Origin of the sequence: Pseudomonas marginalis (assembly GCF_008692035.1) — a bacterium.
Classification (GTDB): domain Bacteria; phylum Pseudomonadota; class Gammaproteobacteria; order Pseudomonadales; family Pseudomonadaceae; genus Aquipseudomonas; species Aquipseudomonas marginalis.
The window spans coordinates 4,160,160-4,185,367 of the sequence record NZ_VTFG01000001.1; the positions used below are offsets into that span (position 1 = coordinate 4,160,160).

At 61.0% G+C, this 25,208-nt stretch carries 27 protein-coding genes; 20 read left to right on the top strand and 7 right to left on the bottom strand.

Annotation, left to right across the window (positions count from 1 at the left end; all coding sequences use genetic code 11):
* Window positions 1-103: 103 nt before the first annotated feature.
* Entirely contained in the window at window positions 104-535 is a 432-nt protein-coding gene (locus tag FX984_RS19490; protein ID WP_027608131.1) for an OsmC family protein, read from the top strand.
* A gap of 145 nt (window positions 536-680) precedes the next feature.
* Window positions 681-920 carry a DUF1161 domain-containing protein gene (locus FX984_RS19495; RefSeq protein ID WP_017734725.1) on the top strand — a complete coding sequence of 80 codons (240 nt, stop codon included), beginning with the start codon at window positions 681-683 and terminating at the stop codon, window positions 918-920.
* Here the strand turns inward: FX984_RS19495 and FX984_RS19500 are convergent, their stop codons facing one another.
* A complete protein-coding gene (locus FX984_RS19500) occupies window positions 921-1,343 on the bottom strand; it encodes a PA0061/PA0062 family lipoprotein (protein WP_065937883.1) in 423 nt (140 codons plus the stop codon).
* A 110-nt stretch (window positions 1,344-1,453) separates the two neighbouring features.
* Between FX984_RS19500 and FX984_RS19505 the strand changes: the two genes are divergently transcribed.
* Complete coding sequence (locus FX984_RS19505; RefSeq protein WP_146476877.1) at window positions 1,454-2,497, top strand: aminopeptidase; 1,044 nt, start codon at window positions 1,454-1,456, stop codon at window positions 2,495-2,497.
* Window positions 2,498-2,556: 59 nt separating this feature from the next.
* On the opposite strand, the gene FX984_RS19510 is transcribed toward FX984_RS19505, so the two are convergent.
* Both FX984_RS19510 and FX984_RS19515 read right to left on the bottom strand, forming a co-directional pair.
* Window positions 2,557-3,216 (bottom strand): HAD family hydrolase, encoded by a 660-nt coding sequence (locus FX984_RS19510; protein ID WP_098480659.1) that lies wholly within the window; start codon window positions 3,214-3,216, stop codon window positions 2,557-2,559.
* A complete protein-coding gene (locus FX984_RS19515; protein ID WP_027608127.1) occupies window positions 3,213-3,755 on the bottom strand; it encodes a gamma carbonic anhydrase family protein in 543 nt (180 codons plus the stop codon). Before FX984_RS19515 ends, FX984_RS19510 begins: the two co-directional genes overlap by 4 nt.
* A gap of 54 nt (window positions 3,756-3,809) precedes the next feature.
* Between FX984_RS19515 and prlC the strand changes: the two genes are divergently transcribed.
* Complete coding sequence (gene prlC, locus FX984_RS19520) at window positions 3,810-5,909, top strand: oligopeptidase A (RefSeq protein WP_186511884.1); 2,100 nt, start codon at window positions 3,810-3,812, stop codon at window positions 5,907-5,909.
* Window positions 5,906-6,178 (top strand): YheV family putative zinc ribbon protein, encoded by a 273-nt coding sequence (locus FX984_RS19525; RefSeq protein WP_027608125.1) that lies wholly within the window; start codon window positions 5,906-5,908, stop codon window positions 6,176-6,178. Before prlC ends, FX984_RS19525 begins: the two co-directional genes overlap by 4 nt.
* 25 nt (window positions 6,179-6,203) lie before the next feature.
* Here FX984_RS19525 and FX984_RS19530 read toward each other — a convergent pair whose 3' ends face one another.
* The gene (locus FX984_RS19530; RefSeq protein ID WP_146476875.1) at window positions 6,204-6,890 is read right to left on the bottom strand and encodes a phosphatase domain-containing protein; all 687 of its coding nucleotides are present in this window, start codon (window positions 6,888-6,890) and stop codon (window positions 6,204-6,206) included.
* A 274-nt stretch (window positions 6,891-7,164) separates the two neighbouring features.
* Between FX984_RS19530 and FX984_RS19535 the strand changes: the two genes are divergently transcribed.
* From FX984_RS19535 to FX984_RS19560, 6 genes are all read left to right on the top strand, one after another.
* Window positions 7,165-7,917: a gluconate 2-dehydrogenase subunit 3 family protein gene (locus tag FX984_RS19535; protein WP_141605196.1), complete on the top strand. Its 753-nt coding sequence runs from the start codon at window positions 7,165-7,167 to the stop codon at window positions 7,915-7,917.
* Between the two features lie 2 nt (window positions 7,918-7,919).
* Complete coding sequence (locus FX984_RS19540) at window positions 7,920-9,704, top strand: GMC family oxidoreductase (RefSeq protein WP_065946460.1); 1,785 nt, start codon at window positions 7,920-7,922, stop codon at window positions 9,702-9,704.
* A 12-nt stretch (window positions 9,705-9,716) separates the two neighbouring features.
* On the top strand, window positions 9,717-11,015 hold the full coding sequence (locus FX984_RS19545; RefSeq protein ID WP_108573553.1) for a cytochrome c: 1,299 nt from the start codon (window positions 9,717-9,719) through the stop codon (window positions 11,013-11,015).
* A gap of 70 nt (window positions 11,016-11,085) precedes the next feature.
* Window positions 11,086-12,144: a PA0069 family radical SAM protein gene (locus tag FX984_RS19550; protein WP_108573555.1), complete on the top strand. Its 1,059-nt coding sequence runs from the start codon at window positions 11,086-11,088 to the stop codon at window positions 12,142-12,144.
* Window positions 12,145-12,370: 226 nt separating this feature from the next.
* On the top strand, window positions 12,371-13,102 hold the full coding sequence (locus FX984_RS19555; RefSeq protein WP_027608119.1) for a carbonic anhydrase: 732 nt from the start codon (window positions 12,371-12,373) through the stop codon (window positions 13,100-13,102).
* 84 nt (window positions 13,103-13,186) lie between these two features.
* Window positions 13,187-14,734 (top strand): SulP family inorganic anion transporter, encoded by a 1,548-nt coding sequence (locus FX984_RS19560; protein WP_146476874.1) that lies wholly within the window; start codon window positions 13,187-13,189, stop codon window positions 14,732-14,734.
* A gap of 67 nt (window positions 14,735-14,801) precedes the next feature.
* Here FX984_RS19560 and FX984_RS19565 read toward each other — a convergent pair whose 3' ends face one another.
* Complete coding sequence (locus FX984_RS19565; RefSeq protein WP_027608050.1) at window positions 14,802-15,449, bottom strand: hypothetical protein; 648 nt, start codon at window positions 15,447-15,449, stop codon at window positions 14,802-14,804.
* A gap of 367 nt (window positions 15,450-15,816) precedes the next feature.
* On the opposite strand from FX984_RS19565, the gene coxB reads away from it, so the two are divergent.
* Genes coxB through FX984_RS19585 form a run of 4 tightly spaced genes read left to right on the top strand, consistent with a single transcriptional unit; the run spans window position 15,817 to window position 20,088 of the window.
* Window positions 15,817-16,944, top strand: coding sequence for a cytochrome c oxidase subunit II (gene coxB / locus FX984_RS19570; RefSeq protein ID WP_092356028.1), 1,128 nt, complete (start codon window positions 15,817-15,819; stop codon window positions 16,942-16,944).
* A gap of 58 nt (window positions 16,945-17,002) precedes the next feature.
* A complete protein-coding gene (gene ctaD, locus FX984_RS19575) occupies window positions 17,003-18,592 on the top strand; it encodes a cytochrome c oxidase subunit I (protein ID WP_024072609.1) in 1,590 nt (529 codons plus the stop codon).
* A 21-nt stretch (window positions 18,593-18,613) separates the two neighbouring features.
* On the top strand, window positions 18,614-19,165 hold the full coding sequence (locus FX984_RS19580; protein WP_065926844.1) for a cytochrome c oxidase assembly protein: 552 nt from the start codon (window positions 18,614-18,616) through the stop codon (window positions 19,163-19,165).
* A 35-nt stretch (window positions 19,166-19,200) separates the two neighbouring features.
* On the top strand, window positions 19,201-20,088 hold the full coding sequence (locus FX984_RS19585) for a cytochrome c oxidase subunit 3 (RefSeq protein ID WP_027608047.1): 888 nt from the start codon (window positions 19,201-19,203) through the stop codon (window positions 20,086-20,088).
* A 6-nt stretch (window positions 20,089-20,094) separates the two neighbouring features.
* Here the strand turns inward: FX984_RS19585 and FX984_RS19590 are convergent, their stop codons facing one another.
* On the bottom strand, window positions 20,095-20,298 hold the full coding sequence (locus FX984_RS19590) for a twin transmembrane helix small protein (RefSeq protein WP_016978774.1): 204 nt from the start codon (window positions 20,296-20,298) through the stop codon (window positions 20,095-20,097).
* 45 nt (window positions 20,299-20,343) lie between these two features.
* On the opposite strand from FX984_RS19590, the gene FX984_RS19595 reads away from it, so the two are divergent.
* From FX984_RS19595 to FX984_RS19615, 5 genes are read left to right on the top strand one after another with little or no spacing between them, the layout of a single operon-like run.
* Entirely contained in the window at window positions 20,344-21,108 is a 765-nt protein-coding gene (locus FX984_RS19595) for an SURF1 family protein (protein ID WP_146476873.1), read from the top strand.
* Window positions 21,074-21,658 carry a hypothetical protein gene (locus tag FX984_RS19600; RefSeq protein ID WP_027608045.1) on the top strand — a complete coding sequence of 195 codons (585 nt, stop codon included), beginning with the start codon at window positions 21,074-21,076 and terminating at the stop codon, window positions 21,656-21,658. Before FX984_RS19595 ends, FX984_RS19600 begins: the two co-directional genes overlap by 35 nt.
* A gap of 10 nt (window positions 21,659-21,668) precedes the next feature.
* Window positions 21,669-22,748 carry a COX15/CtaA family protein gene (locus tag FX984_RS19605; RefSeq protein ID WP_092356034.1) on the top strand — a complete coding sequence of 360 codons (1,080 nt, stop codon included), beginning with the start codon at window positions 21,669-21,671 and terminating at the stop codon, window positions 22,746-22,748.
* Entirely contained in the window at window positions 22,736-23,635 is a 900-nt protein-coding gene (gene cyoE, locus FX984_RS19610; RefSeq protein WP_027608043.1) for a heme o synthase, read from the top strand. The genes FX984_RS19605 and cyoE overlap by 13 nt, the downstream gene beginning before the upstream one ends.
* The gene (locus tag FX984_RS19615) at window positions 23,632-24,267 is read left to right on the top strand and encodes an SCO family protein (RefSeq protein WP_027608042.1); all 636 of its coding nucleotides are present in this window, start codon (window positions 23,632-23,634) and stop codon (window positions 24,265-24,267) included. The genes cyoE and FX984_RS19615 overlap by 4 nt, the downstream gene beginning before the upstream one ends.
* A gap of 143 nt (window positions 24,268-24,410) precedes the next feature.
* Here the strand turns inward: FX984_RS19615 and FX984_RS19620 are convergent, their stop codons facing one another.
* The gene (locus FX984_RS19620) at window positions 24,411-25,184 is read right to left on the bottom strand and encodes a MetQ/NlpA family ABC transporter substrate-binding protein (protein ID WP_027608041.1); all 774 of its coding nucleotides are present in this window, start codon (window positions 25,182-25,184) and stop codon (window positions 24,411-24,413) included.
* Window positions 25,185-25,208 lie beyond the last annotated feature (24 nt).

A 25,208-nucleotide genomic window follows, 5' to 3' on the forward strand; every position in this document is an offset into this window, starting at 1 on the left:
AAATTTCCTACTTAATCGCTAGGTTTCTCTTACAACTGAACTTTGCCGGCGCGTCTATCCTCAGAACCTTACCGACGCAAAACCACCGTTCGAGGAGAAAGCTATGAGTATCGTTAAAAAGGCATCCGCGCATTGGGAAGGTGATCTGAAGACTGGCCTGGGCTCCATTTCCACCGAAACCGGCGTGCTGCGCGAAGCGCCCTACGGCTTCAAGGCCCGTTTCGAAGGCGGCAAGGGTACCAATCCTGAAGAACTGATTGGCGCGGCCCACGCCGGCTGTTTCTCCATGGCCTTTTCCATGATTCTCGGCGACGCCGGGCTCAAGGCTGACAGCATCGACACCCAGGCCGAAGTGACCCTGGACCAGGTCGATGGCGGCTTCGCGATCACCGCCGTGCACTTGGTGCTCAAGGCCAAGATCCCGGGTGCCAGCCAGGCGCAGTTCGATGAATTGAGCAAGAAGGCCAAGGAAGGGTGCCCGGTGTCCAAGGTGCTGAATGCGAAGATCAGCCTGGATGCCACGCTGGTCAGCTGACACCGCAGGTCCACTGTGGGAGGGGGCCAGCCCCCTCCCACATTTTGTTCTGCGCTAATCAGAACTCGTGTTTCCCGAATGTGGTCCTATAGCCTATGCAGCCTTAGGCGCACACCCGTGCGCATGCATTCAGGGAGCTTCACACATGAAACGTTTTGCTTTGGCGATCATTTGCGGTGTGTTGGCCACATCGGCTGTGGCCGCACCAAAAGACTGCGAAGAGCTCAGGAAAGAGATTGAGGTCAAGATCCAGGCGAACGCGGTTCCGTCCTACACCTTGGAAATTGTCAGCAAGGAAGAGGCTGACAAGCACGACGTCGCCATGGTCGTCGGCAGCTGTGAGAACGGTACCAAAGCCATCATCTATCAGAAGAACAACGATTGATCAGAGACAGTTGACGCTGCGTTCTTCCGCCAGCAATTGGCGAGCGGCGTTATACAGCCGGATATTCGGCGTGAAGGCCAATGAGCGCCCTTCGAGGCGATAGCGTTGGCCAGCCTCGAAATGGTCGTACTGCAGCGTGATGAAACAGGTGCGGTCGGCCGTTTGCCCAAAGCCATTGAGGCTGCCGCCGGTCGGCACCTCGAAATCAAAGCGCACCATCAACTCGTGACTGCCCGGTGGCACCTGGAAGTAGCGTCCGTCCGGCAGGTTCTTACCATCCAGGCGCTGCGCCATCACCAGCTTGGCTCCCGGCGTCGGCGTAGCGAAATCGACCCAGGCCTGGTGCGGGTCGACCGGCGGCAGGGGGGTCGAAGCGCAGGCGCTGAGCAACAGGGCGACGGTGGGAAGCAGGAGCTGGCGCATGGCAGGTACTCAACGCAAGGAGAGGTTTGAGTATAAACACGCCACGCCATGGAAAAATCCCCTTCAGGCGCGATAGTCTGGCGAACACATCACCCAGGAGCGGTCGGGGCATGGTCAGGCGTTTTCTTCCAGGGTTGATAGTCGTGCTGCTCAGTGGCTGTTCCAGCGTCAGTTACTACAGCCAATTGGCAGGTGGTCAGTGGCAGCTGTTGCGAGCCCGGGAACCGGTTGCCGAGGTCATCGCCGATCCGTCGCGGCCGCAGGGGCTGCGTGATCATCTGGCTCAAGCACAGAAAGCCCGGACCTTCGCCAGCGAACACCTGCATCTGCCGGACAACCAAAGTTACCGGTTGTATGCGGATATTGGTCGACCCTATGTGGTCTGGAATGTCTTCGCCACGCAGGAATTTTCCCTGGCGCCTCAAACCCATTGCTTCCCCATTGCCGGTTGCGTGGCCTATCGCGGCTATTACCGCCAGGGCGCGGCACGGGGTGAGGCGGCATTGTTGCGCCAGCAAGGCATGGACGTATCGATGGGTGGCGTCGAAGCCTATTCCACCCTGGGTTGGTTCAACGACCCGATCATGAATTCGATGATGAACTGGGGCGACGAACGCCTGGCCACGCTGATCTTCCATGAGCTGGCGCACCAGCGGTTCTACGTGCAGGACGACACCGAATTCAACGAGTCGTTTGCCAGCTTCGTCGAGCAGGAAGGCACCCGCCAGTGGCGCGCGGCCCAGGGCCTGGCGCCGCTTGGCAGCTCGACGCGGCAGCAGCGGGACCAATTTACCCAGTTGATCCTCGATACCCGTAAGCGCCTGGAAAAACTCTACGTGCAACCGCTGTCCGTCGAGGCGATGCGCCAGGCCAAGGCGGCCGAATTCGAGGCGTTGCGCCGTGAGTACCGTCAGATGCGCGATAGCCAATGGGGTGGGGACAAGCGTTATGACGCCTGGATGAACCTTCCGATGAACAATGCGCGGTTGTTGCCGTTCGGGCTGTATGACCGGTGGGTGCCGGCGTTTGCGGCGTTGTTCAGGCAGGAAGGCGGGGATTGGCGCAAGTTTTACGCCGCAGTGGAGAAGATGGGCGAGTTGCCGGTGGGGCAGCGCAAGGCTGCGTTGAGGCGGTTGGAAGGTACTGATCTGTAGAGCCTCATCGGGGGCAAGCCGCTCCCAATGTGGGAGGAGGCTTGCCACCGATGGCGGCCTCAGGGCCGCTGCAAAAACGCCTGATGCATCTGCGCCAACGTCTCGAAATGCCAGGTCGGCGCCTCGGCGTTCAACTCTTCGAAACTGCCAAACCCGTAACCGACGGCGGCCGAATCAAGCCCATTGCTGCGCGCCCCGATCAGGTCGTGCTTACGATCACCGATCATCAAGGTAGTGGCCGGATCCAGGCCTTCTTCGCGGAGCACATGCGCAATCAACTCGACCTTGTTGGTGCGTGTCCCGTCCAGTTCGCTGCCGTAGATCACCTTGAAGTGCCTGGCAAAATCGAAATGCCGCGCGATCTCGCGGGCAAACACCCAGGGCTTGGACGTGGCGACGTACAACTGGCGGCCCTGCTTGCCCAGGTCTTCGAGCAGCGGCATCACGCCGTCGAATACGCGGTTTTCATACAGCCCGGTGACCTTGAAGCGCTCGCGGTAGAAATTCACCGCCTCCCAGGCCTTGGCCTCATCGAAGTCGTAGAACTGCATGAAGGCTTGCAGCAACGGCGGGCCGATGAAGTGTTCGAGTTTGCTCAGGTCGGGTTCGTCAATGCCCAGTTTGCCTAGGGCGTACTGGATCGAGCGGGTGATGCCCTCGCGTGGGTCGGTGAGGGTGCCATCCAGGTCGAACAGCACGGTTTGGTAAGGGAGGGTCATTGGTCGAATCCTTCAGCCAGGTGCAGGTCTTTGAGCTTCACGTAGTTGGCGGCGCTGTAGGTGAAAAAGGCGCGTTCCTTGTCAGTCAGCGGGCGGATTTGTTTAACCGGGCTGCCCACATACAAAAAACCGCTGTCGAGTTTCTTGCCCGGTGGCACCAGGCTGCCGGCGCCGATGATGACGTCGTCTTCCACCACGGCGCCGTCCATCACGATGCTGCCCATGCCGATCAAAATCCGATTGCCCACCGTGCAGCCATGCAGCATGACCTTGTGGGCGATGGTCACGTCATCGCCGATCAGCAGCGGGAAACCGTCAGGATTGAACGGTCCGGCATGGGTAATGTGCAGCACGCAGCCGTCCTGCACGCTGGTGCGCGCGCCGATACGGATGCGGTGCATGTCGCCGCGAATCACGGTCAGCGGCCAGACCGAGCTGTCGGTGCCGATTTCGACATCGCCGATCACCACCGCCGAAATATCGACAAAAGCCCCGGCGCCCAGGGTTGGCGTGTGGTTCTGATAGGTGCGAAGGGTCACGATAGCCTCTCTCTTATGTGCTGATAGCTGCGGTGGGCGTTGATTGTAATTAAGATGGCCCCATCTTTGTTCTTACATGTTTCTTCAGCCAAGGTGCCAACCGTGAGCGCGAACAACCCTCTTCTGCAGTCCTACGACCTGCCGCCGTTCTCGGCGATCCGTGCCGAGCACGTGCAACCGGCCATCGAACAGATCCTCGCCGACAACCGTGTTGCCATCGAAGGCATCCTGCAAAGCCAGGGTAAAAATCCGACATGGGCCGGCCTGGTGCTGGCCATGGACGAATTGAATGATCGCCTGGGCGCCGCCTGGAGCCCGGTCAGTCACCTCAACGCCGTGTGCAACAGCGCCGAGCTGCGCGAAGCCTATGAGGCGTGCCTGCCGGCGTTGAGCGCCTACTCCACCGAGATGGGCCAGAACCGCGCGCTGTTCCAAGCCTTCGAAGCCCTGGCCAACAGCCCGGAAGCCGCCGGTTTCGACGTGGCGCAAAAAACCATCCTCGAACATTCCCTGCGCGACTTCCGCCTCTCGGGTATCGATCTGCCGCCTGAGCAGCAAAAACGTTACGCCGAGGTGCAGAGCAAGCTTTCCGAACTGGGCAGCAAATTCTCCAACCAACTGCTGGACGCCACCCAGGCGTGGACCAAGCACGTCACCGAGGAAGCCACCCTCGCCGGCCTGACCGATTCGGCCAAGGCGCAGATGGCCGCTGCCGCGCAGGCCAAAGGACTCGACGGTTGGCTGATCACCCTGGAGTTTCCGAGTTACTACGCGGTCATGACCTACGCCCAAGACCGCGCCCTGCGCGAAGAAATCTACGCGGCCTACTGCACCCGTGCGTCAGACCAAGGCCCGAATGCCGGTCAGAACGATAACGGCCCAGTGATGGAACAGATCCTCGACCTGCGTCAGGAACTGGCCAAGCTCCTGGGTTACGCCTCGTTCTCCGAGCTGAGCCTGGCCACCAAGATGGCCGAGTCCAGCGACCAGGTGCTGGGCTTCCTGCGTGACCTGGCCAAGCGCAGCAAGCCGTTCGCTGCCCAGGACCTGCAACAGCTCAAGGCCTACGCCGCCGAACAAGGCTGCGCCGACCTGCAAAGCTGGGACAGCGGTTTCTACGGCGAAAAGCTGCGTGAGCAGCGCTATAGCGTGTCCCAGGAAGCCCTGCGCGCCTACTTCCCGATCGACAAGGTGCTGGGCGGCCTGTTCGCCATCGTGCAGCGTTTGTACGGCATCGAGATTGCCGAGCAAAAAGGCTTCGACACCTGGCACCCGGATGTTCGCCTGTTTGAAATCAAGGAAAACGGCCAGCACGTCGGGCGCTTCTTCTTCGACCTCTACGCCCGCGCCAACAAGCGTGGCGGTGCCTGGATGGACGGCGCGCGCGACCGTCGTCGCACCATCGACGGCGTGCTGCAAAGCCCGGTGGCGAACCTGGTGTGCAACTTCACCCCAGCCGACAGCGGCAAACCTGCCCTGCTGACCCACGATGAAGTGACCACCCTGTTCCACGAATTCGGCCATGGCCTGCATCACCTGCTGACCCGCGTCGAGCATGCCGGCGTGTCCGGTATCAATGGCGTGGCGTGGGATGCGGTGGAATTGCCAAGCCAGTTCATGGAGAACTGGTGCTGGGAGCCGGAAGGCCTGGCGCTGATCTCCGGCCACTATGAAAGCGGCGAGCCACTGCCCCAGGACCTGCTGGAAAAAATGCTCGCGGCGAAGAACTTTCAGTCCGGCCTGATGATGGTGCGCCAGTTGGAGTTCTCGCTGTTCGACTTCGAGTTGCATGCCACCCATGGCGATGGCCGCAGCGTGGCGCAGGTGCTCGAAGGTGTGCGCGATGAGGTGTCGGTGATGCGTCCGCCAGCCTACAACCGCTTCCCCAACAGCTTTGCGCACATCTTCGCCGGCGGTTATGCCGCGGGCTACTACAGCTACAAATGGGCCGAAGTGCTGTCGGCGGACGCCTTCTCCAAATTCGAAGAAGATGGTGTGCTCAATGCCGAGACCGGCCGTGCCTTCCGCGAGGCGATCCTGGCGCGCGGCGGTTCCCAGGCGCCGATGGTGCTGTTCGTCGACTTCCGCGGACGTGCCCCGTCGATTGACGCACTCTTGCGCCACAGCGGCCTGAGTGAGGACGCAGCAGCATGAGTGAAGGGCCTGTGATTACCAAAAAGCAATTTATCGCCGGGGCGGTCTGCCCCGCGTGCAGCGAGCCGGACAAGTTGAAGATGTGGACCGAGGACAGCGTGCCGCATCGTGAGTGCGTGGCCTGCGGGTATACCGATACGCTGAATGATCAAGGCCTGTCGGTGCCCAAGGAGTTGGGCACGCGGGTCAATACATCGGCGTTGAAAGCGCCGGATCCGAAGGTGCAGGCGGTGCAGTTTTTCCCTAACCCGAAGCTGAAGAAAGACTGATTCGTCTACCCCCTGGGAGTGCGTCTCAGGGGGTAACCAGCAGTGCGGTTTTTTCCTCGGCGGGCTCCTGATTCTTGCTCGCCGGGTTCAGCCAGCTGTTCATCGAGCACAGGGCAAAGGCGCTGGTGCTGCAATCGCCATTCGCCAAGGCTGTGCGTAACTTGTCGATATCGGCCCTCATCATGTAGCGAACGCCGTCCTTGAAGCCGTTACTGGTGCCGAAACCGCCCAGGGTCATCTCGTTCAACGCATCCTCCTTGCTCCATCCCTGGATCACCACGCGATACATCGCCGCCATCAGGCCGGTGCGGTCAGAGCCGTGCTTGCAATGCATCAGCACCGGGCCGTCAGCTTCCGCTTCCTTGATCGCCCTGAGTGCCGCCAGCACGTCAGAGTCATCCACATGGTTGGTGCGATAACTCAACTGAACCTGACGGATGCCTGGCGCCTTCAGCCAGTTGCTATCGGACTCGGGCAGGAAGTTGATCACGGTGCCGATCTTGAGCTGTTCCAGCAACGGCGCTGCCTTGCTATCCGGCAATGCGCTGCGATAGAGCGTGGGCGTCATTTGATGCAGGTTGTAGCGGTCGCCCACTGGCTGCGCCCATTCTGGAGAACGAAGGGACGTAGCGTCATCGGCCCGCGCAAAAGCTGTGGTGAACAGTGCCATGAACGCCAGGCCCAGGGCCGGCAACCAATGATGCTTGTACATGGGCGACGTCACCCTATAGGGAGTGGTTGATGGCGCCCAGAGTCGGTCACGGCGGGTCAAGGAGGTGTGAGGTGTGCGTCAAAGAATCGTGAATCCTCAATCTTTAGTCGCTGAAGCGATTCTCTCGATGCTTAGGCTGCTATCATTTGTAACTATTGTTTGCGCGCTGCGCTCTATCTCCCTGGATCACCTGGATCCAGTTCGCCGCCCGACAACGCCAAGCCACTACCTAGAAGCGGCTGATAACCCCGTGACCACATGATGAGGTGCCACCATGTCTGATCAAGATCAAGACAACCCCCGGCGTGACTTTCTACGCAAATCCTTGACCTTGATCCCGGTGGTCACGGTTGCCAGCACCGGTCTTGGCGGTTCGATGCTGATGGCTACGCCTGCGCCGGTCGAGGCCGCGCCGGCTAAGCCTGTAGCCAGCGAGAAAGCCTACGAGCCAAGCTATTTCACTGCCGAGGAATGGGCGTTTATCAACGCTGCCGTCGAGCGTTTGATCCCGGCCGATGCCCAAGGCCCCGGCGCCCTGGAAGCTGGCGCGCCGGAGTACATCGACCGGCAGATGAACACGCCTTACGCCAGCGGTGCCCTGTGGTTCATGCAAGGCCCGTTTAATGCCGATGCGCCGCCGGAGATGGGCTGGCAGAGCAAATTGGTGCCCAAGGACATCTATCGCCTGGGTATTGCCGCGACGGATGCCTGGTCGAAGGCGTTCAACGGCAAAGTTTTTGCTGCGCAAGACAGCGCTACCCGAGACGATATGTTGCGGCGCCTGGAGGCGGGCGGCAGTGAGGTTACGGCACATTTTGACGCGGTGCCGCCGAAGATGTTCTTCAACCTGCTGCTGCAAAACACCAAGGAAGGCTTCTTCTGCGACCCGATCCATGGTGGCAACAAAGGCATGGTCGGCTGGACCATGATCGGCTTCCCCGGCGCCCGCGCCGATTTCATGGACTGGGTGGAACGCAACGAGCAGTACCCCTTCCCGGCAGTATCCATTCGCGGCGAGAGGGCATAAACGTGGCGACCATCATGAAGAAAGTGGATGCGGTGATTGTCGGCTTCGGCTGGACCGGCGCGATCATGGCCAAGGAGCTGACGGAAGCCGGACTGAACGTGGTAGCGCTGGAGCGCGGCCCGATGCAGGACACTTACCCGGACGGCAACTATCCCCAGGTCATCGACGAACTGACCTACAGCGTGCGTAAAAAACTCTTCCAGGACATCTCCAAGGAGACAGTGACGATTCGCCATAGCGTGAATGACGTTGCCTTGCCTAACCGTCAGCTCGGCGCGTTTTTGCCGGGTAACGGCGTGGGCGGTGCGGGCTTGCACTGGTCGGGCGTGCATTTCCGTGTCGATCCGATTGAACTGCGCATGCGCAGCCATTACGAAGAGCGCTACGGCAAGCATTTCATTCCCAAGGACATGACCATCCAGGACTTCGGCGTGAGCTACGAAGAGCTGGAGCCGTTTTTCGACTATGCAGAAAAAGTCTTCGGTACCTCAGGCCAGGCCTGGACCGTGAAAGGCCAGGTGGTGGGCGAAGGGCGTGGCGGCAACCCCTATGCGCCGGACCGTTCCAACCCGTTTCCGTTGGAAGCGCAAAAGAACACAGTCTCCGCACAGCTGTTTCAGAAAGCCGCCGCCAGCGTCGGGTACAAGCCCTACAACCTGCCGTCAGCCAATACCTCCGGGCCTTACACCAACCCCTACGGCGCGCAGATGGGCCCGTGCAACTTCTGCGGTTTTTGCAGCGGCTACGTGTGCTACATGTACTCCAAGGCCTCGCCGAACGTGAACATCCTGCCGGCGCTGCGCCAGGTGCCGAATTTCGAGCTGCGGCCCAACTCCCACGTGCTCAAGGTCAATCTGGACAGCACCAAGAGCAAGGCCACCGGCGTGACCTACATCGACGCCCAGGGCCGAGAGTGCGAACAACCGGCAGACCTGGTGATCCTCGGCGCGTTCCAGTTCCACAACGTGCGGTTGATGCTGCTGTCGGGCATCGGCAAGCCTTACGACCCGATGACCAATGAGGGTGTGGTGGGCAGGAACTTTGCCTACCAGAACATGGCCACCATCAAGGCGTTCTTCGACAAGGACACCCATACCAACAACTTTATCGGTGCCGGCGGCAATGGCGTGGCCATCGATGATTTCAACGCCGACAACTTCGATCACGGGCCCCATGGCTTTGTGGGCGGTTCGCCGATGTGGGTCAACCAGGCCGGCAGCCGGCCGATTGCCGGTACGTCCAACCCGCCCGGCACACCGGCCTGGGGCAGTGCCTGGAAGCGCGCCACCGCCGATTACTACACCCACCAGGTGTCGATGGATGCTCACGGTGCCCATCAATCCTACCGGGGTAACTACCTGGATCTGGATCCGGTCTACCGCGATGCCTACGGCCTGCCGCTGCTGCGCATGACGTTCGACTGGCAGGAAAACGACATCAAGATGAACCGCTTCATGGTCGAGAAAATGGGCAAGGTCGCCGAAGCGATGAACCCCAAGGCGATTGCGGTGCTGGGCAAAAAAGTCGGTGAGCACTTCAACACCGCGTCGTACCAGACCACCCACCTCAACGGTGGCGCGATCATGGGGACCGACCCGAAGACCAGTGCGCTGAACCGCTACTTGCAGTGCTGGGATGTACACAACGTGTTTGTCCCCGGCGCATCTGCTTTCCCACAGGGCTTGGGCTACAACCCTACAGGCCTGGTGGCGGCATTGACCTACTGGTCGGCCCGGGCGATCCGCGAGCAATACCTGAAAAACCCCGGCCCGCTGGTTCAGGCATAAGGAGCGATGACCATGAAAGCATTTGTTATCGCGACGTTTGCCCTGCTCAGCAGCTGCTCGATCAGTGCCGCCGAAACCGACCTGATCAAGCAGGGCGAATACCTGGCCCGCGCCGGCGACTGCGTGGCCTGCCACACCGCCAAGGGCGGCAAACCGTTCGCCGGTGGCCTGCCGATGGAAACCCCCATCGGTGTGATCTATTCCACCAACATCACCCCGGACAAGACCGGCCTGGGCGACTACAGCTTCGAGGACTTCGACAAGGCCGTGCGTCACGGTGTCGCCAAGAGTGGTAGTACGCTTTACCCGGCGATGCCCTACCCGTCCTATGCGCGTGTCAGCGAAAGCGATATACAGGCGTTGTATGCGTACTTCATGAAGGGCGTGGAACCGGTCGCCCAGGTGAACAAGGACAGCGACATTCCGTGGCCGTTGAGCATGCGTTGGCCGCTGGCGGCGTGGCGCTGGATGTTTGCCCCTGAGGTGGTGGATAAGCCTGTCGTGGCCGACGCAGACCCGGTGATCAGCCGTGGCGCCTACCTGGTGGAAGGCCTTGGCCACTGTGGCGCGTGCCATACACCACGCGCCCTGACCATGCAGGAAAAAGCCCTGAGCGCGACTGACGGCAAGGCCTTCCTGTCCGGCAGCGCGCCACTGGAAGGCTGGATCGCCAAGAGCCTGCGCGGTGACCACAAGGACGGCCTCGGCAGTTGGAGCGAGGCGCAGCTGGTGCAATTCCTCAAGACCGGTCGCAGTGATCGCAGTGCGGTGTTTGGCGGTATGAGCGACGTGGTCGTGCATAGCATGCAGTACATGTCCCAGGACGACCTGACCGCTATCGCCCGTTACCTCAAGAGCCTGCCGGCGGTGGACCCGCAGGACCAGCCGCACCAGTATGACAAGCAGGTGGCCGAGGCGCTGTGGAAGGGCGATGACAGTAAGCCCGGCGCCTCGGTGTACATCGACAACTGCGCGGCCTGCCACCGTACCGACGGCCATGGTTACACGCGGGTGTTCCCGGCGTTGGCGGGCAACCCGGTGGTGCAGACTGCGGACGCCACGTCGTTGATCAACATCGTGTTGAACGGCGGCACATTGCCGGCCACTCACACGGCACCGTCGACCTTTACCATGCCGGCGTTCGCCTGGCGTCTGTCGGACCAGGAAGTGGCGGATGTGGTCAGCTTCATCCGTGGCAGTTGGGGTAACCAGGGGGCCGCGGTGAAAGCCAGTGACGTGGCCGACCTGCGCAAGAACGACATGCGCACCACCTCGGGCGATGACCTGGGGCAGGTCACCCAAAAGCACTGACCGCCAGACGGCACTGGTCAGGAACCTCGCGCCTCGGTACTGTATATAAAAACAGTGTCGAGGCGCTTTCATGTCTACTCCGCTGCCGCCCCGTGGTCGGGGCACGGCCACCAACCTGCACAACCGCTTTGCGCCCACCGTCAGCGTGGCCGAGGACGACGGCTGGTACCAGGAAGTGCCGCCGACCCAGGGCACCGAAGTGCGCATCGAAACGGCCAAGACCATCATCACCCGCAACAACTCGCCGGACCTGCCGTTCGACCGCTCCATCAATCCTTACCGTGGCTGCGAACATGGCTGCATTTACTGCTATGCACGGCCCAGCCATGCCTATTGGGACATGTCGCCGGGGCTGGATTTCGAAACCAGGCTGATCGCCAAGAGCAACGCGGCCGACGTGCTGGAGCAGCAGTTGTCGAAGCCGGGCTATGTGTGTGCGCCGATCAACCTGGGTTCCAACACCGACCCGTACCAGCCTATCGAGCGCGAGTACAGGATCACCCGGCAAACCCTCGAGGTGCTGCTGCGTTATCGGCACCCGGTCACCATCATTACCAAGGGCTCGTTGATCCTGCGCGACCTGGACCTGCTGGCGGAGCTGGCCAGGCAACGCCTTGTGGCGGTGATGATCAGCCTCACCAGCCTGGATGATGAGCTCAAGCGCATCCTGGAGCCGCGCACCGCCGCGCCCAAGGCGCGGTTGCGGGCCATACGGGTGATGCGCGGGGCGGGCATCCCGGTGGGCGTGCTGTGCTCGCCGATGATCCCGATGATCAACGACAGCGAGTTGGAAAGCCTGCTCACCGAAGCCCATGCCGCCGGTGCGCAGAGTGCGGCGTACATGATGTTGCGCCTGCCGCTGGAGGTGGCGCCGCTGTTCGAGGAGTGGCTGGCGGCGCATTACCCGCAGCGTGCGGCCCATGTCATGAGCCTGGTGCGCCAGGTGCGCGGTGGTGAGGTCTACGACAGTCGGTTCGGCGTCCGCATGCGGGGCGAGGGGCCGTTCGCCTACCTGCTGGCCCAGCGCTTCAGCAAGGCGATCAAACGCCTGGGGCTCGATCGCAGAGAAGGCTTCAATCTGGATTGCACGGCGTTCTGTCCACCGGGCAGACAGATGGCATTGTTGTAGACTGAAAAGGCAGAATGCACCGTTCCTGTAGGAATAGTCGCGTTTTGATATCACTGAAACCCGCGATCTAGAGCGGTTCATTCAGTTTGAGTTAAGTTTCGGTGGTTACCTTGTTCAGCGAGTGACTGATGAGTCGGCAGCCTGGTTTGTGGCTTTTACAACTATTTCACTGGCCTGGCGTCGAACTGACCTGAAAACTCCCCTGCATTAATCAAGAGGATGAATCATGAGTGACAAGGATAAACAGCCGTTGGCTGCGTCGGCTTCAGCCCCTCAGGTGGCAGAGTCTGCCGATGCAGCGCTAAAACATATCGTTGACGGCTTTTTGCATTTCCATCACGACGTCTTCCCTCAGCAGGAAGAACTCTTCAAGAAACTCGCCACGGCCCAGAGCCCACGGGCGATGTTCATTACCTGCGCCGACTCGCGCATCGTGCCTGAGCTGATTACCCAAAGCTCTCCCGGCGACCTGTTCGTGACCCGCAACGTCGGTAACGTCGTGCCGCCTTATGGGCAGATGAACGGCGGTGTCTCCACTGCCATCGAGTACGCGGTACTGGCCCTGGGTGTGCAGCACATCATCGTGTGCGGGCACTCCGATTGTGGCGCCATGCGCGCGGTCCTCAACCCCGCCAGCCTGGAGAAGATGCCAACGGTAAGGGCCTGGCTGCGGCACGCCGAAGTCGCCAAGTCCATGGTCGAGGACAACTGCGACTGTGCCAACGAAGGCGAGAGCATGAAAGTGCTCACCGAAGAAAACGTCATCGCCCAACTGCAGCATTTGCGTACCCATCCTTCGGTGGCGTCGCGCATGGCCAACGGTCAGCTGTTTATTCACGGCTGGATCTACAACATCGAGACCAGTGAAATTCGAGCCTACGATGCTGATCAGTCGGCGTTCCGACCGTTGAGCGGCGAAGGGCCGATTCCTTCCGCGACGCCTAAAGCGCGCTTCTAAACACTTCCCTGCCGGGTAAAGCGGTGGCTGCCATGGATGCAGCCAGGCTTTGCCGCGCCCGGCGAATACCTCGGGAGAGCCATCATGCGTGCTGCTCAATTGAAAGCTGTATTGCCACGGGAGCTGCTCGCCTCCGTGGTTGTGTTTCTGGTCGCCCTGCCCCTGTGCATGGGGATCGCCATCGCGTCCGGCATGCCGCCGGCCAAGGGCCTGATCACCGGGATTATCGGTGGCCTGGTGGTGGGCTGGCTGGCGGGTTCGCCGCTGCAGGTCAGCGGCCCGGCAGCGGGGCTGGCGGTCTTGGTGTTCGAGCTGGTGCGCCAGCACGGGATGCTGATGCTCGGGCCGATCCTGCTGCTGGCCGGCTTCCTGCAACTGGTGGCCGGGCGCCTGCGCCTGGGTTGCTGGTTCCGCGTCACGGCGCCGGCGGTGGTGTACGGGATGCTGGCGGGGATCGGCGTATTGATTGTGCTATCGCAGATCCATGTGATGCTCGACGGTGCGCCCAAGCCCTCAGGGCTGGATAACCTGGCGGGCTTCCCCGCCGCGCTGGCGGAGGCGATTCCTACCTTGGGTGGCGGCCTGGGTTGGCAGGCCGGATTGCTCGGGTTGTCGACGATGCTGGTGATGTACCTGTGGGATAAATTCCGTCCGCAAACCCTGCGTTTCGTGCCGGGAGCCCTGTTGGGCGTGGGCCTGGCAACGGTGGCCAGCCTGGTGCTGGCGTTGCAGGTCAAGCGTGTGGAAGTCCCGGAGAATCTCGCCGACGCCATCGATTGGCTGCGTCCCAGCGACCTGTTGAGCCTGGCTGACCCTCAGTTGTTGATCGCTGCGTTTGCGGTGGCGTTTATCGCCAGTGCCGAAACCCTGCTCTCTGCGGCAGCGGTCGACCGCATGCACAGTGGCCAGCGTTCTGATTTCGATAAGGAATTATCCGCCCAGGGTGTGGGCAACATGCTGTGCGGCCTGGTGGGTGCCCTGCCGATGACCGGTGTGATCGTGCGCAGCTCGGCCAACGTGCAGGCCGGTGCCACCACGCGGTTGTCAGCGATGTTCCATGGCGTATGGCTGTTGGGGTTCGTACTGTTGCTGTCGAGCGTGCTGCAAAGCATTCCTGTGGCAAGCCTGGCGGGTGTGTTGGTGTACACCGGGATCAAGCTGGTGGACATCAAGGCCTTCAAGGCCCTCGGTCGTTATGGGCGTATGCCGATGTTTACCTACGCGGCCACGGCGTTGGCGATCATTTTCACCGACCTGCTGACCGGTGTGCTGGTGGGCTTCGGGCTCACACTGGTCAAGCTGGCGCTCAAGGCCTCGCGCCTGAAAGTCAGTCTGATCGACCTGCCCCTGGAGGGGGAAATGGAGCTGCGTTTGACCGGTGCGGCGACTTTCCTGAAAGTGCCGGCGTTGACCCAGGTGCTGGCGACGGTGCCTCCGGGCACGACTGTGCACGTACCGCTGAGTAACCTGAGTTATATCGACCATTCCTGCCTGGAGTTGCTGGAGGAGTGGGGCCGGGCGAATGCGGCCAAGGGCTCGAAGCTGGTGATCGAAGCGCGTGGGTTGAAGCGCAGGCTCGAAGGCCGGGTCAGGATGACGACAGGGATCGGCTCGGCGCCCTCAATCGGCTGAGGGAGTGGGATCAACATGTGGGAGGGGGCCTGCCCCTCCCACATTCGTTCTCTGTGTAATTCAGGATTTAAGCTGGCTGGTCCAGCGCCAATTCAACCCCCAGCTGGCGGGACAGGCACGGCCAGCGCTTCCACGCGGCTTCCGTTGCCGGGCTTTTCAGCTGTTCGCGATATGCTTCGACAGACTCCAGTGCAAAGCTGTCTTCGTTGAGCATTTCATCCACCGCATGATGAACGGCTTCATCCAGCTGGTTGGCGAATGCTTCGCCGATCAACTGATGGGCAATCACGTTGGCCACGGTGGTATCTGCCGGAATCAGTGGCTGGCCAAAGTGTTTGATGTACAAATCGTTGACCTCTTCCACCAGGCGATGGGCCAGGTAAGCCTCGTCCAGCAGACCGTCGAGCCCTTCATGGCCGGCCAGGATGGCGGGGGGCTGCAGGAAGAAATGCTCGGCGATTTTCAGCACTGGCTTGATCTGGCTTTCGATACCGGCCTCGCGGGCCACGTCGTTGGCGGCGTCCAGCAGGTCCGGTACCAGATCGATGTAGGCCGTGACGAAGCGGGTCATGACAATGTTGCGATCGCCATCAGCCAGGGAAATGGCCGAATGCAGGTGCGGCAATTGCTCTTCCAGCTGCTTGGCCAACTGGCCAGTGCTGGATTCGTGTTGATGGGCACGGGAAATCTGCTCGCGCAATGCGGCGGTGTTCATGAAGGCTCCAGTGAAGCAGGCGTAGGAATAGGGACAGCATAAAGTAGCTCGTTTATACGAGCGCCTAAGACGCATTTGTCATAATTATTTCATGGTTATGCACAGGCGTTATATCGAATTGCCATCGTTGGTCGGATAAACGATTCCGCACCCGGTTTTATTAGGCCTGGCCACTCATTTTTGCTCATTTGCCCCTACACATTGCGGGGTTGCAGAGCGTGTCTATACTCGGGTTTGTACGCGATTAGCTGATGACGCCAGACTGCATAAGCAGGTAAGGCTAAGCGGTTGTAAGCAGTATGGAAGCCGCTCCCTTCGACGCAGGTGCAAACCGGCGGGATAACAAGAACGATAAGGGGAACCCGCAATGACGCGACATCCACATGTTTGGATGGGCCTCCTGTTGTGGTCGGTATTCGGCCAGGCGCACGCCGCCTGGACAACGAATATGGCGCCAGGGGCAACTGAAGTCAGTCACGCTGTGTTCGACCTGCACATGACCATTTTCTGGATCTGTGTAGTGATCGGCATTGTCGTTTTTGGCGCGATGTTCTGGTCGATGATCCTTCATCGCCGCTCTACGGGCCAGGTCGCGGCCAAATTCCACGAAAGCACCACCGTGGAAATCCTCTGGACCGTGGTGCCCTTGCTGATCCTGGTCGCGATGGCCATTCCGGCGACCAAGACCTTGATCAATATCTACGACAGTACCGAGTCGGATATCGATATCCAGGTCACCGGCTATCAGTGGAAGTGGCATTACAAATACCTGGGCCAGGACGTGGAGTTCTTCAGCAACCTGGCCACGCCCGCCGAGCAGATCCATAACCAGGCCACCAAGGGCGAACATTACCTGCTGGAAGTCGACCAGCCGCTGGTGCTGCCGGTGGGCGCCAAGGTGCGCTTCCTGGTGACCGCCGCCGACGTGATCCACTCCTGGTGGGTGCCGGCCTTTGCGGTCAAGCGTGACGCCATCCCGGGGTTCGTCAACGAGGCCTGGACCCGCGTCGAGAAGCCCGGCATCTACCGTGGCCAGTGCGCCGAACTGTGCGGCAAGGACCACGGTTTCATGCCCATCGTGGTCGAGGTCAAGTCCAAGGCCGACTACGACACCTGGCTCGGCGAGCGCAAGGCAGAGGCCGCCAAGCTCAAGGAGCTGACCTCCAAGGAGTGGACGCTGGAAGAGCTGGTGGCCCGTGGCGACAAGGTCTACCACACCACCTGCGTGGCCTGTCACCAGGCCGAAGGCCAGGGCCTGCCACCGATGTTCCCGGCGCTCAAGGGTTCGAAGATTGCCACCGGGCCTAAGGAAGCCCACCTGAATCTTGTCTATCACGGCAAGGCCGGTACGGCGATGGCGGCTTTCGGCAAGCAGCTCTCGGAAGTGGATATCGCCGCCGTGGTGACCTACGAGCGCAACGCCTGGGGTAACAACAAAGGCGACATGGTCACGCCTAAAGACGTGCTGGCCATCAAGCAGGCGGAAAGCAAATGACTTCATTCATTGCGTATGCCCCGAACCGCCCCGCCCACTCGCTTGCAGGAGAACGGCCATGAGCGCTGTGATCGATGACCATGGCCACGCCGGTGACCATGCCCACGGCCCCGCCAAGGGTTTGATGCGCTGGGTGCTGACCACCAACCATAAGGACATCGGCACGATGTACCTGTGGTTCGCGTTCACCATGTTCCTGCTCGGCGGCTCGTTCGCCATGGTGATCCGTGCCGAGCTGTTCCAGCCTGGCCTGCAGATCGTCGAGCCGGCGTTTTTCAACCAGATGACCACCATGCACGGCCTGATCATGGTGTTCGGTGCGGTAATGCCGGCGTTTGTCGGCCTGGCCAACTGGATGATTCCGCTGATGATCGGCGCGCCGGACATGGCCTTGCCGCGCATGAACAACTTCAGCTTCTGGCTGCTGCCGGCGGCGTTCCTGCTGCTGGTCTCGACCCTGTTCACGCCCGGTGGCGGGCCGAACTTCGGCTGGACGTTCTACGCCCCGCTCTCCACCACCTACGCGCCGGAAAGCGTGACGTTCTTCATCTTCGCCATCCACTTGATGGGCATCAGCTCGATCATGGGTGCGATCAACGTGGTTGCCACCATCCTCAACCTGCGTGCGCCCGGCATGACCCTGATGAAGATGCCGCTGTTCGTCTGGACCTGGCTGATCACCGCATTCCTGCTGATCGCGGTGATGCCGGTGCTGGCCGGCTGCGTGACCATGATGCTGATGGACATCCACTTCGGTACCAGCTTCTTCAGTGCGGCCGGTGGCGGTGATCCGGTGCTGTTCCAGCATGTGTTCTGGTTCTTCGGCCACCCCGAGGTGTACATCATGATCCTGCCGGCGTTTGGCGCCGTCAGTTCGATTATCCCGACCTTCTCGCGCAAGCCATTGTTCGGCTACACGTCGATGGTCTACGCCACGGCGAGCATCGCGTTCCTCTCGTTTATCGTGTGGGCGCACCATATGTTCGTGGTGGGCATTCCGTTGGTCGGCGAGTTGTTCTTCATGTACGCCACGTTGCTGATTGCGGTGCCCACCGGCGTGAAGGTGTTCAACTGGGTCAGTACCATGTGGCAAGGCTCGCTGACCTTCGAGACGCCGATGCTGTTTGCCGTGGCCTTCGTGATCCTGTTCACCATCGGCGGCTTCTCCGGATTGATGCTGGCGATTGCCCCGGCGGACTTCCAGTACCACGACACCTACTTTGTGGTGGCGCACTTCCATTACGTACTGGTGCCCGGTGCGATCTTCGGCATCTTCGCCTCGGCCTACTACTGGCTGCCGAAATGGACCGGCCACATGTACGACGAAACCCTGGGCAAGCTGCATTTCTGGCTGTCTTTCGTGGGCATGAACATGGCGTTCTTCCCGATGCACTTCGTGGGGCTGGCCGGCATGCCGCGCCGGGTACCGGACTACAACCTGCAGTTCGCCGACTTCAATATGGTCTCGTCGATTGGCGCGTTCATGTTTGGCGCCACGCAGATCTTCTTCCTGTTTATCGTGATCAAGTGCATCCGTGGCGGCCCGCCCGCGCCGGCCAAGCCGTGGGATGGCGCCGAAGGCCTGGAGTGGAGCGTGCCCTCGCCCGCGCCGTACCACACCTTCACCACGCCACCGGAGGTCAAATGAACAGGGTAAGCGGAGGTGGTCATGGCTGACTCCGTGCCTCTCAAGCGCCTGGTTACCCGCCTGCTGATCCTGGTGGTGGCGATGTTCGCCTTCGGCTTTGCCCTGGTGCCGATCTACGACGTGATGTGCAAGGCATTCGGCATCAACGGCAAGACGGCCGGGCAGTACGAAGGCGAGCAGGTCGTCGACCTCACGCGCCAGGTACGGGTGCAGTTCCTGTCCACCAATGCCATCGACATGGTCTGGGAGTTTCATTCCAAGGCTGATGAGGTGGTGGTCAACCCCGGTGCCGTCACCGAGATGCTGTTCGTGGCCTACAACCCTACTGACAAGCCGATGACCGCCCAGGCGGTGCCGAGCATTTCCCCCGCCGAAGCGGCCATGTATTTCCACAAGACCGAATGCTTTTGCTTCACCCAGCAAGTGCTGCAGCCAGGCCAGCGCATCGAGATGCCGGTGCGTTTTATTGTCGACCGTGACATGCCCAAGGATGTGAAGCATTTGACCCTGGCGTACACGCTGTTTGATATCACTGCGCGCCAACCGCCCGTGGCTGTCCGTACCGGCGGCTAGCTACTGTTTGCCCGCTCAATCAGGAGAGCGAATACATGTCGACTCATGATACGTACTACGTACCAGCGCAAAGCAAATGGCCGATAATTGCCACGATTGGCATGCTGGTCACCGTGTATGGCCTGGCCGTGTGGTTCAACGACCTGAAGGCGGCACGCCCGGAATCCCACGGGCCGTGGATCTTTTTCGTCGGAGGGCTGTTGCTGGCCTACATGCTGTTTGGCTGGTTCGGGGCGGTGATCAAGGAAAGCCGCGCCGGTTTGTACAGCGCCCAGATGGACCGCTCGTTTCGCTGGGGCATGACCTGGTTCATTTTTTCCGAGGTGATGTTCTTTATCGCGTTCTTCGGTGCGCTGTTCTACGTGCGCCACTTGTCCGGCCCCGCGTTGGCCGGCGAAGGCCCCAAAGGTATTGCGCACATGCTGTGGCCGAACTTCGAGTTTGCCTGGCCGTTGCTCAACAACCCGGACCCGAAACTTTATCCCGCGCCGGAGGGCACCATCAGCCCGTGGGGCTTGCCGTTGGTCAACACCATCCTGCTGGTGAGTTCCAGCGTGACCATCACCATTGCCCACCACGCCTTGCGCAAGGGGCATCGCGGCGCGCTGAAGATCTGGCTGGCGATCACCGTCTTGCTGGGCCTGGCATTCCTCGGGTTCCAGGCCGAGGAATACATCCACGCCTATAAAGAGCTGGGCCTGACCTTGGGTTCGGGGGTGTACGGCGCGACGTTCTTTATGCTCACGGGCTTCCACGGTGCCCACGTGACTATCGGCACCATCATTTTGTTTGTGATGCTGATGCGCATCCTGCGCGGGCATTTCAATGCCGAGCATCAGTTCGGTTTCGAGGCGGCCAGTTGGTATTGGCACTTCGTGGATGTGGTGTGGATCGGGCTGTTTTTCTTCGTCTACGTGCTGTGAGGCGACTTACCAGGGCGCATGAGATACCAGCTGGCCGCTGAAAAATCCCCAGGCGATCAACGCCACGGTGATCACGGCCAGTACCACACGCACGGTCAAGGCCGTGACGAGGCGGTTGGAGTTGCCCTCGTCCTTGACCAGGAAGAACAGGCCACTGAACAGGCTCACGACGGTCGCGATCAGCATCAGGGCAATGGCTGCTTTGAGCATGGTCTGGTTCCTGGCGTTGGTGGGCATCAAGGGGATGGGCGGGCAATGAAAACAAGTATAGCCAGCGCCATGAAACGCTTTCGTCCAGGTATCGCACCGACCGTGGTGGTGGTGATTCTGCTGCCTTTGATGGTGGGCTTGGGCGTCTGGCAGCTGTCGCGCGGCCATGAGAAGCAGTTGCTGGTGGACAGCTATGCCGAACGCCGCGCCGCTGAGCCGATCAGCAGTGTGCAACTCGGGGATATGGCGGACCCGGCCTTTCGTCGCGTGCATCTGCGCGGCCAGTTCGATGCCGAGCACAGCGTATTGCTGGATAACCGCATGCGCGACGGCAGGGCGGGTGTCGAGTTGCTGCAACCCTTTCATGACCAAGCCAGCGGCCTGTGGCTATTGCTCAATCGGGGCTGGTTGCCGTGGCCTGATCGGCGCACCCCGCCCGTCTTCACTACTCCCGCTCAGCCCTTGAATCTCGACGCCTGGGTGTATGTCGCGCCCGGCGAAACCTTCCAGCTGCATGCGGACCCCACGACCGTGCAATGGCCGCGCCTGTTGACCGCGCTGCACCCCGCCGCGCTGTGGGCCGAGCTGGGCCGCAACGGTTTTGCCTACGAACTGCGCACCGAAGCCGGCCCCGGCACGTACGAAACCACCTGGCCCATCGTGGCGATGGGTCCGGAAAAACACCTGGCCTACGCGGTGCAGTGGTTCGCCATGTCCCTGGCGCTACTGGCTCTTTACCTCTACCTCGGATGGCACACCACAAAGGAGAAGCCCCATGGGAACGGCCACGAATCCACTCAACATGTCTGAGGTACCTGATCGGCGCAAAGGCCGCTGGCAGTTGATGCTGATCCTGCTGATGGTGATCGGTCCGATGGTGCTGGCCACCTTCATGTACAAACTGCAGTTCTGGGTGCCGGACAGTCGCAGCTACCACGGAGAAATGATCGGTAACGGTCAGACCCGCGCCGATATTGGCGTGCAGGCCGATGAACAGCGCTGGCAGTTGCTGGTCACCGCGCCTGCCGCCTGCGCCGCCGATTGCCAGCAACTGGTGTACCTCGCGCGCCAGTTGCAGATCGGCCTGGGGCGCGACGCTTCACGCGCCAGCCATGCCTTGGCCAGTGCGCAACCGGTCGCTGCCGACTATGACACCAAGCTCAAGGCCGAATACCCGCAATTGCAGCGCTACTCACTGGACCTCTCGACCTTCACCAAAAACGCCGCCGCGCCGGGCGCTGCGCAACTGTGGATCGTCGACCCCCACGGCAACCTGGTGCTGCGCTACGACGCCAAGGTCAAGGGCAAGGACTTGCTCAATGACCTGCGCCACCTGTTGAAACTGTCGAACATCGGATAAGGGCATCGTCATGGCCAAACCTGGATTTCGCCTCGCGTTGTTTGCCACTCTGCTGGCGCTGATCGTCGTGCTGCTTGGCGCCTACACCCGCCTGACCCACGCCGGCCTCGGTTGCCCGGACTGGCCGGGCTGCTACGGGTTTATCAGCGTGCCGCAAAGCGAGGCCCAGCTGGCCCATGCCGAATTGCATTTTCCCGATACGCCCGTGGAGGCTGACAAGGGCTGGGCGGAGATGACCCATCGCTATTTCGCCGGCACCCTGGGCCTGTTGATTGTGCTGTTGGCGGCGCGTTCGTGGAGCCATCGGCGTGATCCGGGCCAGCCAGTGAAACTGCCGTTGTTTCTGTTGATGGTGGTGTTCGCCCAGGCCGCGTTTGGCATGTGGACGGTGACCTTGAAGCTGTGGCCCCAGGTGGTGACGGGGCATTTGTTGGGCGGCTTTGCGACCTTGAGCCTGCTGTTTCTGCTGACCCTGCGCTTGTCTGGGGTGTTGCCCGCGTTGATCGTGCCCAGGCGCCTGCAATATTGGGCCACGGCCGGCCTGGTGCTGGTGATCGGCCAGATCGCCTTGGGCGGCTGGGTCAGTTCCAACTACGCGGCGGTGGCCTGCATCGATTTACCCACCTGCCATGGCCAGTGGTGGCCTGCGGCGGACTTCGCCAACGGCTTTCACCTGACCCAGCACATCGGCCCCAATTACCTTGGCGGCCAACTCGACAGCGACGCGCGCACCGCTATCCACCTGACCCACCGCATCGGTGCGGTGCTGGTCACCCTGGTGCTTGCGGGGCTGGCCTGGCAGCTGCGTGCGGTGGGTATGACGCGGCTCGCGGGCCTGCTGTTGATTGCCCTGGCGGTACAAATCAGCCTGGGCCTGAGCAACGTGTATTTCCACCTGCCACTGCCGGTTGCGGTCGGCCATAACGCCGGCGGTGCGGCGCTGTTATTGACCCTGGTGCTGGTCAATTACCACGCCCGCACCAGTCTGGTCCGGGTGCGTCACCAGTTGCCGTTCGGCTGGCGCTTCAGCCCGCGCAAACACGTATCGGGCCTCATCACCCTTAAAGGAGAGATGCCATGGCGACCTTGATCGGCGCGCGCCACAGCCAGGCGATCTGGCGCGATTACCTGGAGCTGACCAAGCCGAAAGTGGTGGTGCTGATGCTCATCACCTCCCTGGTCGGCATGTTCCTCGCGACCCGCGCCGGTGTGCCGTGGGCGGTGCTGATTTTCGGCAACCTGGGAATAGCCCTGTGTGCCGGTGGTGCGGCGGCGGTGAACCATGTGGTGGACCGACGGATTGATGCAGTGATGGCTCGCACCCATAAGCGGCCGTTGGCGGAGGGACGTGTGTCGCCGGTGGCGGCGCTGGCCTTTGCTTTGTTTCTAGCCGTTGCAGGATTGGCCTTGTTGCTGGCGTTTACCAACCCTCTGGCGGCATGGCTGACGCTGGCTTCGCTGCTCGGTTACGCGGTGGTCTACACCGGTTTTCTCAAGCGGGCGACGCCACAAAATATTGTTATCGGAGGCCTGGCCGGTGCCGCGCCACCGCTGTTGGGTTGGGTCGCCGTTACCGGCCATGTCAGCGCCGAGCCCTTGTTGCTGGTGCTGATCATCTTCGCCTGGACGCCGCCGCACTTCTGGGCCCTGGCCATTCACCGCAAGGAGGAATACGCCAAGGCCGATATCCCGATGCTGCCTGTCACTCACGGCGAGCACTACACCAAGGTGCATATCCTGCTCTATACCTTCGCCCTGTTGGCGGTGAGCCTGATGCCCTATGTGATCCACATGAGCGGCCCGCTCTACCTGGCCTGTGCGCTGGTTTTGGGCGGACGCTTTCTGCAATGGGCCTGGGTGCTGTACCGTGGCGCTCAGCCGCACGCGGCGATCAACACCTTCAAGTACTCTATCTGGTACCTGTTCCTGCTGTTTATCGCCCTGCTCGTAGACCACTACTTACTGTTGAACCTATGACTCGAACTCAAAAAACCGTCTTTATCCTGGTGGCCATCGTCGCGTTGATCATGGGCCTGACCGTTAACAAAGTGCTCTCGGGCAAGGGCCAGGGCGACCCTACGGCATTGATTGATGCCGGTATCATCCTGCTGCCGCAAAGCCGCCAGCTGCCGTCGGTGAGCATGACCAACCAGGAAGGCCAGCCGGTGCTGGTCAACGAGTTGAAAGGCAAGTGGAGCCTGCTGTTCTTCGGCTACACCTTCTGCCCCGACATCTGCCCGACCACCCTCGCCCAACTGCGCCAGATCAAGAGCGAGTTGCCTAAGGAGGCTGTGGATAAGTTGCAGGTAATCCTGGTCAGCGTCGACCCGAACCGCGACACCCCGACCCAGCTCAAGCAGTACCTGGGCTACTTCGACCCGCAATTCCAAGGCCTCACCGGTGCGAACGTAGAGGATGTGCAGAAGGTTTCGAATGCCGTGAGCATCCCGTTCATCCCGGCAGACACCAACAAGCCCAACTACACCGTCGACCACAGCGGCAACCTCGCGCTGATCGGTCCGGATGGTACCCAGCGCGGCTTTATCCGTGCGCCGTTGAACAACCAGAAGCTGGTGGCGCAACTGCCGGGGCTGTTGCAGCGCAAGTAACAGGCAATGCACAACACATGTGGGAGGGGGCTTGCCCCGATGGCGGCAGATCAGTCAGCTCATGCAGCGACTGATACTCCGCAATCGGGGGCAAGCCCCCTCCCACATTTTTTGATCTCCAGCGTGTTGGAGACCGAGTCGGATCAGAACGCCGGCAGGATCGCGCCTTTGTACTTCTCTTGGATGAATTGCTTCACCTCAGGGGTGTGCAGGGCTGCAATCAGCTTTTTCATCGCGTCCGAATCCTGGTTGTCTTCGCGGCTCACGAGGATGTTCACGTAAGGCGAGTCATTGCCTTCGATCACCAGGGCGTCCTTGGACGGGTCCAGCTTGGCTTCCAGCGCATAGTTGGTGTTGATCAGCGCCAGGTCGACCTGGGTCAGCACGCGCGGCAGGGTGGCGGCTTCCAGTTCGCGGAATTTCAGGTTTTTCGGGTTTGCGGTGATGTCCTTGATGGTCGACAGGATATTGGTCGGGTCCTTCAGGGTGATCAGGTTGTGCTTGGCCAGTAGCAACAGCGCGCGGCCACCGTTGGTGGCGTCGTTCGGGATCACCACGTTGGCGCCGTCAGGCAGGTCTTCCAGTTTTTTGTACTTGCTGGAGTAAGCGCCAAGAGGCTCCAGGTGCACAGCGCCGACGCTCACCAGGTGAGTGCCTTTGGCTTTGTTGAATTCATCCAGGTATGGCTGGTGCTGGAAGAAGTTCGCATCCAGGCGCTTTTCCGCTACCTGGACGTTGGGCTGTACGTAATCGGTGAAGACTTTGACTTGCAGGTCCACGCCTTCTTTGGCGAGGGCAGGCTTCACGAATTCCAGGATTTCCGCGTGGGGCACCGGCGAGGCAGCGACTTTCAGGGTCTCGGCGGCGTGGGCGGAAAACGCGGCAACGGCGGCGAAAGCAACCAGTAGTTTTTTCATCCAACAAGCTCCTTGTTCGGGCAT